The sequence below is a fragment of the Carboxylicivirga mesophila genome (assembly GCF_018271975.1).
GTDB classification, from domain to species: Bacteria; Bacteroidota; Bacteroidia; order Bacteroidales; family Marinilabiliaceae; genus Carboxylicivirga; species Carboxylicivirga mesophila.
Window position 1 is genome coordinate 1 of record NZ_JAGUCN010000048.1, and the last position, 6,132, is coordinate 6,132.

The following is a 6,132-nucleotide window of genomic DNA, read 5'->3' on the forward strand; positions in this document are numbered from 1 at the left end:
GGTGCAACAGTCACAACTTTTGGTGTAGATGGTGCCTTTGTTGATAAGCAAGGAAACTTACTTTATCCGGTCATTTCCTGGCAATGTCAACGCACAGCCCCCATCATGGCTAACATTAATCAATACTTTCCTTTAAAGGAGCTTTACCAGAAGTCAGGTGTTTACCCCTATGCCTTCAATACCATTAATAAAATGATTTGGTTGAAGGAGCACAGGCCCGAAGTGATTGATAAGGCCCATCAATTCCTTTTTATCCCCTCTTTGCTGATACACAAACTATCGGGTGCGATGGTGAATGATACCACCATGATGGGAACATCCATGATGAGTGATATAGAGAAGCGCGATTTTTCGGAGGAGATTTTAAATGCGATTGGTATCGACCGTGGTTTGTTTGGCGAACTGGCTGAACCGGGAGAGCAGGCAGGGAGTATTAGTCAATCTGTTGCAGCATTGACAGGACTGCCAGTAGGAACTCTGGTTTTTGTGGCCGGCCATGATACACAGTTTGCCATTTTCGGCTCAGGGGCGCAGTTAAATCAACCGGTATTGAGCTCAGGAACCTGGGAAATATTGATGACACGCAGCCAAGGGTATCGTACCACCGAAAAAGAACTGGAAAAGCATCTGACAACAGAGTTGGATGCTACCAAGGGGGTGTTTAATATCGGTCAGAACTGGTTGGGCTCAGGTGTACTGGAATGGTTCTCAAAAAGTTATTACTCCGAATTGACGGGGGACGAATTGTATGAAACCATGATAAGTGAAGCAGAGCAGGAACTGCCAGGGGCTAATGGCATTATGGTTGATCCGGCTTTTTATGATGATGGAACCAGTGCTAATGGTGGTACGATTACCGGTTTAACTATCAACACCAAACGAAGTCAGATTTATCGCGCATTCCTTGAGAGTATGGCCTTTCGCCTGCGTGAGGCATTGGAGGCACTGGAGGCGGCCGGGGGTTTTAAAGCTGAACGGATTATTTGTGTTGGTGGTGGTTCTAAAAACCGTTTGTGGAACCAGTTACGCGCCGATATCTGTAACACACCCATCCAGTTTATTGAGCAAAAAGAAACGACCGTATTGGGCGCTTCAATGTTTGTGTTTGCCGGAGCCGGAAAATATAAATCGGTTGAAGCAGGCCGAAAACAGATCGATTACAATGAACAGGTGATTTATCCTTCTGGTAACACTGCTATTTATGAGTCACTTTATGGAAAATACATTGCCTTTAAAAGGCGTTAGAATCAGCCACATTGCTTATGAAAAAATAACTCTTTAATCATGACGAAAAATCCAAAAATTGTTGAAAAAAAATACTTGGTTCCCTTTATCCTCATAACAAGCTTATTTGCTTTGTGGGGCTTTGCAAATGACATTACCAATCCCATGGTGGCTGCCTTTAAAACAGTCATGGAGATTTCTAATGCCAAGGCATCGCTGGTGCAGTTTGCTTTTTATGGGGGCTATGCTACCATGGCTATTCCGGCCGCACTATTTGTACAAAAGTTCAGTTATAAAAAAGGTATTCTGTTGGGGCTGGCATTATATGCAACCGGTGCATTATTGTTCTGGCCAGCAGCTCAATACCAGGCGTTTGGCTTTTTTCTGGTGTCGCTTTATATCCTTACATTTGGTCTCGCATTTTTAGAAACTACAGCTAACCCATTTATCCTGTCTTTGGGTAGTGAAGAAACGTCTACCAGGCGATTAAACCTGGCTCAGTCTTTCAATCCGATGGGGTCGTTATTGGGTATGTTTGTCGCATCCCGAATTGTATTGGCCGCTTTAGAGTCAGATAAGCGCAATGCGGCCGGCGAATTGATATTTCCCACTTTGGATGAAGCTAGTAAAGCGGCTATTCGTGCATCTGATTTAATGATTATCCGCAATCCTTATGTGGTTTTAGGTGTAATTGTTATTGCCATTATGGTGGTGATTGCATCGGTCAGGATGCCACAGTCAGGTCATGCCAATCATATCCACCCCATGCAGTCTTTCAGGCGATTGGTTAATAATAAGGTCTATCGCGAAGGCGTTATCGCACAGGTGTTTTATGTGGCTGCGCAAATCATGTGCTGGACATTCATCATACAATATGCGGACAACCTTGGTATTGACAAAGCTACTGCCCAGATGTATAATATTGCTGCTATGAGTATCTTCTTAGGAAGCCGCTTTATCAGCACCTTTCTAATGAAGTACGTTAATTCACGTAAGTTGTTGATGCTGTTCGCTATTGGTGCATTAGTTACCATTAGTGGTGCTATTTTGATTGAAGGTATGGCTGGCCTCTATTGTTTGGTGGCTACATCCGCCTTTATGTCGCTAATGTTTCCAACTATTTACGGCATTGCCCTCGAAGGTGTTGGAAAAGATGCAACACTGGGTGCAGCCGGTTTGGTCATGGCCATTGTTGGTGGTGCCTTAATGCCACCATTGCAGGGAACCATTATTGATATGGGAGAAATTGGCTTTATGAAGGCCGTTAATTTCTCGTTTATTCTACCATTTATCTGCTTTATAGTGATTGCCATTTATGGCTATCGATCCTACAAAGCACAATTATCAATTTCATAAATCGTAAGTATTAAAAAAGTTAATAATAAAACTATGTCAGTTAGAAATTTAGATTTACTACATCCGCGTGATCAAATCATCATGATCATTAACCGGATATATAAAAAGGGATTAACCACTACTTCGGGCGGTAATATCTCAATCATGGATGAGAGTGGGGATATGTGGGTGACGCCATCGGGTGTTGATAAAGGTTCGTTAAAACCAAGAGACATCATGTGTGTAAAGGCTGACGGCACCATTGAAGGGCCTCACAAGCCATCAATGGAATACCCTTTTCACAAGGCGATATATGCGGAGCGACCCGATTTAAAATCAGTAGTACATGCCCATCCTCCGGCATTGGTGGCTTTTAGTATTGTTCGCCAAGTACCAAATACCAATGTCATTCCGCAGGTTAAATCAGTCTGCGGCCCTATTGGCTATGCCAAATACCATATACCAGGAAGTAACGAGTTGGGAGATTCCATTTCGGAGCAATTTAAAAAAGGGTTTGATTCGGTAATCATGGAAAACCATGGTGCAGTGGTTGGCGGAAAGAATGTTATTAAGGCCTACGAGCGCTTCGAAACTTTGGAATTTGCTTGTCGCACGCTAATTAATTCTAAGATTATTGGTGAGCCAAAGTTTCTGACAGAAGAGCAGCTTTCTTCATTCAATAATCAAGTGCCGGCCGATTATCCAAAGATGAGTGATGTAGTTTACACATCTGACGAGAAAGGAATACGTCATAAGATAAAGGACATGATGCATCGTGCCTGTGACCAAGGCTTGATGATGAGTGCATATGGTACTATTTCTGTGCGATGGAAAGGCAATGACTTTTTGATTACACCAACGGATGCTACACGTTGGGATATGCAAGAGAGTGATATTGTGCAGATAAAAGATGGCAAATGTGAAGCTGATAAGGTGCCAAGTCGTTCAACCTGGTTACATCAGAAGATTTATGAGACGCATCCCGAAATTAATGCCATTATTTTAACGCAACCAGAATACCTGATGGCTTATGGTGTGACACACAAGAAACTTGATGTCAGAACCATTCCTGAAAGCTGGATTTTCTTACAGGATATGGCCAATGTGCCCTTTGGCAGTCATTTCGCCAATAATAACTCTCTGCCCCAATTACTATCAAAAGACAACCCGGGAGTTATCATTGAAAATGATTCGGTACTGATGACCGGTAATTCATTATTGCAGGCCTTTGATCGTCTTGAAGTAGCCGAGTTTAGTGCAAAATCATTGGTGATGGGTACATCGCTGGGCGATTTTGCACCCATGAATGATGGTGAGATAGAAGATTTGCGTAACGCATTTTTTTAGTAAAATAAAGCCTCCATCACAGGAGGCTTTAAATTTCGTATTAGAATACCTAACCAATCTGTCAGGAAATAAATGCTTACGTAAGCAATTGCAGATGGCGCTCCAAGGCGTGTTCCTATTGGCTATGGTAAAACTGACATTCATTTATCTCAATACCTGCAAACCGGGCCATTTTATAATGTAAATTTTAGTGTGAACAGGTTGTAAGGCAAAATGAAATCTTGAAACATCAGTTGCGTCGGTAATGCAGAAAATGTGACTAAATAAAAAATCCTAACGCTTATAACCAAAGTGTTAGGATTTATTTTGTGCCCAAGACTGGACTCGAACTATCTTTTTAATGCGCTTAAATACAGTGTTTTGTATTTGTCAAAAACCAATGGGTCTCGTTAGGGTCTCACTTATAATATTTGACTATAATCAAAGGTAAGGATAATTTTTATAACACTACGGTTAGGCATGTTCGTTATTACTTTCTAAGATAAATATTTCAGGATTATAGAAATGTCACCCTTATTGTAAAGTGATTAATGGTAAGGGTGACTTATTCGAATAATCTCAGTTGAGTTAATGGAATAGGTAACTGTTCTGACAGAATTATCACTAATTCTATGTTAAAGGTCTAGGAGTTTAAAAGGGAGAATATTCAAGAATATTTAATTCCGTGAGTTAATAATACTCAATCAGTGTGATGATCTAATAGATTATGAGTCAATACTAAACTCTTTTTTGTATTTGGCAGGAGAGTAATCAGTAATCTTACTAAATATGCGTGTAAAGTGGTAACGATCTGCAAAGCCACATGCTGAAGCTATCTCTTCAATAGACATATGTGAGTGATGCAAAAGAATACAGGCTTTATCAATTCGTTTCTTTTTAACGTATTGCTGAGGGGAGATGCCTTTTTCCTTAGTAAACAGCCTTGTAAATGCATTAGTGGCCATTTTTGCAATACCTGCCAATTTTGGATTGCTTAAATCGGAAATGAGCTGTCTTTCTATATACTTGATGACTGTTATAATACGATGATCTCCTGTTGTATCATCCCAACTTTCTTCAGGTAGTTTTGATAGCAAATGGTTGACAATTGTGTTAATGGCTAACGTTGAGTAAAAGCTAAACTTGGAATGTTCGTAGTTCAAATGCTTTTTAATGGCAGAAAGCATTGTATCCAGTTCCTTATTGATGGGTAAAGAATGAACACCTGGAGTCGCATTGTCGTAGGGCATGCCCAGGTTAAAATGGATAAATAAGTGAAGAAGGTATTGTTCATTGGAGGGGGACATATGACTGACGCGCCCTCCTTTTAGCGAATAGCCGGATTGAGGTATAGGGTTATTATACATGTAGGTGGAGTACGAAGTGTTAGGGGCGATGAGAATCAACTTGTCAGGTGTAATAGGTATCCTTTGATCGTTGTAGATAATAGCAGCGCCTTCAAAACTATTGTGATACACTCTCCAGAAAGGAAAAGAGAGGTTGTTAAATTCCCAGTTCTGGAGCCACCAGTAACGACAGCAATGAATCTGAATCTCATATTTAGGAAATACTTGGATGATCTCAGAGGGATCTCCCTTTAGTGGCCGATTATCTGTAGTATTCATGTCTAGTGTTTAAAATAGACACAAAATTATTAAAAATAGACATTTATTAACGATTTTATTGTGGGCATTTTTGTATTCAGAAAGTTTTAATAAATACGAAATTAAAGATATTTAAAATGGCTAACAGGTTAATAGGCGATTTGCCCAAGGTTGGAATCAGACCGGTTATTGATGGTCGCGAAAACGGTGTGAGAGAGTCACTGGAATCGCAGGTGATGGATCTTGCAAAAGCAGCTGCTAATTTTATTGAGGAAACACTTCGATTCCCAAGTGGTGAAAAAGTAGAATGTGTCATTGCCGACACTTGTATTGGTGGTGTGGCTGAAGCGGCCATGTGCGCCAATAAATTCAAGAAAGAAGGAGTTGGGGTTTCATTAACTGTAACGCCTTGCTGGTGCTATGGTACCGAAGTAATGGATACCGATCCCTTATTGCCCAAAGCTGTTTGGGGTTTTAACGGAACCGAGCGTCCGGGGGCTGTATACTTAGCGGCGGCCTTAGCCGGTTACACGCAAAAGGGATTGCCGACCTTTGGTATTTATGGTCGTGATGTGCAGGATGTGGGTGATACAACTATTCCTGCTGATGTGCAGGAGAAGATCATTCGCTTTGTAAAAGCCGG

At 41.1% G+C, this 6,132-nt stretch carries 4 protein-coding genes and 1 pseudogene; 4 read left to right on the top strand and 1 reads right to left on the bottom strand.

Features of this window, described 5'->3' with window-relative positions; translation table 11 throughout:
• The 3 genes from fucK to KEM09_RS21585 all read left to right on the top strand — a co-directional run.
• The coding region (gene fucK / locus KEM09_RS21575) for an L-fuculokinase (RefSeq protein WP_212231974.1) at window positions 1-1,245 on the top strand (1,245 nt) is incomplete at its 5' end.
• A gap of 39 nt (window positions 1,246-1,284) precedes the next feature.
• Window positions 1,285-2,580 (top strand): L-fucose:H+ symporter permease, encoded by a 1,296-nt coding sequence (fucP, locus tag KEM09_RS21580; RefSeq protein ID WP_212231976.1) that lies wholly within the window; start codon window positions 1,285-1,287, stop codon window positions 2,578-2,580.
• A gap of 33 nt (window positions 2,581-2,613) precedes the next feature.
• Window positions 2,614-3,906: a class II aldolase/adducin family protein gene (locus KEM09_RS21585; RefSeq protein ID WP_212231978.1), complete on the top strand. Its 1,293-nt coding sequence runs from the start codon at window positions 2,614-2,616 to the stop codon at window positions 3,904-3,906.
• 704 nt (window positions 3,907-4,610) lie between these two features.
• Here the strand turns inward: KEM09_RS21585 and KEM09_RS21590 are convergent.
• Window positions 4,611-5,510 (bottom strand): helix-turn-helix domain-containing protein, encoded by a 900-nt coding sequence (locus tag KEM09_RS21590; RefSeq protein WP_212231985.1) that lies wholly within the window; start codon window positions 5,508-5,510, stop codon window positions 4,611-4,613.
• Between the two features lie 116 nt (window positions 5,511-5,626).
• On the opposite strand from KEM09_RS21590, the pseudogene fucI reads away from it, so the two are divergent.
• A pseudogene (gene fucI, locus KEM09_RS21595) lies at window positions 5,627-6,132 on the top strand (L-fucose isomerase); the annotation flags it as partial.

What these genes read in the sequence shown, in the direction of transcription:
- fucP (WP_212231976.1), top strand. Translation starts at nt 1,285, where the DNA reads ATGACGAAAAATCCAAAAATTGTTGAAAAAAAATACTTGGTTCCCTTT.
- KEM09_RS21585 (WP_212231978.1), top strand. Translation starts at nt 2,614, where the DNA reads ATGTCAGTTAGAAATTTAGATTTACTACATCCGCGTGATCAAATCATC.
- KEM09_RS21590 (WP_212231985.1), bottom strand. Translation starts at nt 5,510, where the DNA reads ATGAATACTACAGATAATCGGCCACTAAAGGGAGATCCCTCTGAGATC.